This window comes from Pseudomonas sp. (assembly GCF_026224925.1).
In the GTDB taxonomy this organism is placed as follows: Bacteria; Pseudomonadota; Gammaproteobacteria; order Pseudomonadales; family Pseudomonadaceae; genus Aquipseudomonas.
Genome location: NZ_JAMFRV010000583.1, coordinates 1 through 2,284 on the forward strand (window position 1 = coordinate 1; position 2,284 = coordinate 2,284).

A 2,284-nucleotide genomic window follows, 5' to 3' on the forward strand; every position below is an offset into this window, starting at 1 on the left:
CACAATCAATCTCGACCTTGCAATCAACCATCATGTGGGCCTGGACGCAGGCACGGGCCGGTGCGTGTTCGCTGGCAAAGTACTCGGAAAAGACTTTGTTGAAGCTCCAGAAATCCCGTGGGTCTTCCAGCCAAACACCAGTGCGGACCACGTCTTCGAGGCCATAACCTGCTTCGGCGAGGATGGCGATCAGGTTCTTCATGGTCTGGTGGGTCTGTTCGACGATCCCGCCATGGATAATCTCGCCGTTTTCCGCAGGCACTTGGCCAGACACGTACAGCCAGCCATCGGCTTCAACTGCACGGGCGAAAGGTCGGGCTTGGCCACCGCCGGCGGTGCTACCGGTGCCATATCGAGTAATGCTCATGAAAATTCTCCTGCTGCTTTATCTAAAGGCTCTAAAAAAGGCTTGAAGCCAATGTGTTGAATGACTAGAAACGGATGTTCTTGAGAAACTCACTCAAGCGCGCCGATTTTGGTCGTTCGAATAATTCCTTGGGCGGACCCTGCTCTTCGATGCGGCCTTGGTTCATGAACACGATCTGATCGGACACTTCGTACGCAAAACGCATCTCATGGGTGACCAGCAACATGGTCATGCCCTCTTCCGCCAGGCCCTTGATCACGCTCAACACTTCGCCGACCAATTCCGGGTCCAGCGCCGAAGTCACTTCATCAAACAGCATCAAGCTCGGGTTCATTGCAATCGCACGGGCAATCGCCACGCGTTGCTGCTGACCGCCGGACAGTTGGCCAGGAAAGTGATTACGTCGATCCAACAGGCCAACGCGGTCCAGCCATTTTTCGGCCAGGGCCACCGCTTCGTCCTTCGGCAACTTCTTCACTTTGAGCAAGCCCAAGGTGACGTTTTGCAAGGCACTGAGGTGTGGAAACAGGTTGAACTGCTGAAACGCCATGCCTGTCATGGAGCGATGCTGGGCAATGACTTTTTCCGGGTGGCGGACCCGTTTTCCGTCGACATCGCTGTAGCCGATGTCTTGACCGTCGAGTCGGATATGTCCGCCCTGAAACTCTTCGAGTAAATTCACGCAGCGCAGCAAGGTGGTCTTGCCGGAGCCGCTGGAACCGATGAGAGTCACGACGTTGCCGCGCTGCATGCGCAGGTCAACGCCCTTGAGCACCTCAACCGGGCCGTAAGATTTGTGTAGCCCTTCGATGCTCAGCAACGCAGGGGTGGTAGCGGTTTGAGTCGGTGTCATGGCAAGGCCACCCGTTTTTCGATTTGCCGTCCAAGAAGCTCGATGGCGTAGTTAATGATGAAAAAGAGAACTCCAGCGAACAGGTAAAACTCCAGGGTCATGAACGTCCGGGCGATGACTTGTTGCGTGCTGAGCAGCAATTCCGCGACACCAATGACCGATAACAAGGTCGATGCTTTAACGATCTCGGTGGATGAGTTGACCCAGGTCGGCAAGATCTGCCGCAACGCTTGGGGTAACAGCACGTAAGCCAATGACTGTTTGAACGTCAGGCCGATGGCCTTGCCCGCTTCGAGCTGGCCCCGAGGAATAGCCTGCAGCGCGCCGCGAACGATTTCAGCAACGTGAGAACCACAAAACAACGTCAGCCCTAGGGCGCCCGCTTGAAACGCACTGATTTTCCAACCCAACGCCGGGGCCATATAAAAGCAGGCCAGTACCAGCACAAACACCGGTGTGCCACGAATCAGATCGACGTAGATCCGAAACGGCAGGCGGCCCCACAGCTTGCCGTAGGTCAACACCAGGCCGGCGAACATGCCAATGACTGTCCCGCAGATAATCGCCATCACCGAACACTGAATAGTGGTCAAAAAACCATCCAACAGGGCCCCGCGAGCAATCCACAATTCTTGCAGCCAACTTTGCGATTCGTACATATCAAACCTCCTAGCGGCGAATCGCCAAGCGCTGCTCGAGGTAGCGCAAGAGCATGGCGATGAGATAACAGGCCGCTACATACAACGCCGTGGTCACCATCCAAGTTTCGATGACCCGATAGCTTTCAACGTTGATTTTGCGGGCGTAGTAGGTCAGTTCAGGTACGGCAATCGCCGCCGCCAACGAGGTGTCTTTGAACAGCGAGATGAAGTTATTCGACAACGCCGGCAGTACATTGCGCAGCATCACTGGAATAATCACGTAGGCGCGCACTTGCCATTCGCTCAGCCCGATCGCCAGCCCTGCTTCGCGCTGGCCTTTGTGAATGCTTAACAGTCCGGCGCGGAACACCTCGGTCAAATAAGCCCCGGCGTACAGCGACAGCGTGACGATGAACGACGACA

The 2,284-nt window shown here is 55.7% G+C and carries 4 protein-coding genes; all 4 read right to left on the reverse strand.

Going from position 1 to position 2,284, the window contains the following annotated elements:
• A partial coding sequence (locus M0974_RS24295; RefSeq protein WP_297842990.1) for a RidA family protein occupies window positions 1–367 on the reverse strand: 367 nt, incomplete at its 3' end.
• 64 nt (window positions 368–431) lie between these two features.
• Entirely contained in the window at window positions 432–1,220 is a 789-nt protein-coding gene (locus M0974_RS24300; protein ID WP_297842993.1) for an amino acid ABC transporter ATP-binding protein, read from the reverse strand.
• Complete coding sequence (locus M0974_RS24305) at window positions 1,217–1,879, reverse strand: amino acid ABC transporter permease (protein ID WP_297842996.1); 663 nt, start codon at window positions 1,877–1,879, stop codon at window positions 1,217–1,219. The genes M0974_RS24300 and M0974_RS24305 overlap by 4 nt, the downstream gene beginning before the upstream one ends.
• Before the next feature lie 10 nt (window positions 1,880–1,889).
• Window positions 1,890–2,284, reverse strand: a 395-nt coding sequence (locus M0974_RS24310; protein ID WP_297842999.1) for an amino acid ABC transporter permease, incomplete at its 5' end; no start/stop codon positions are given.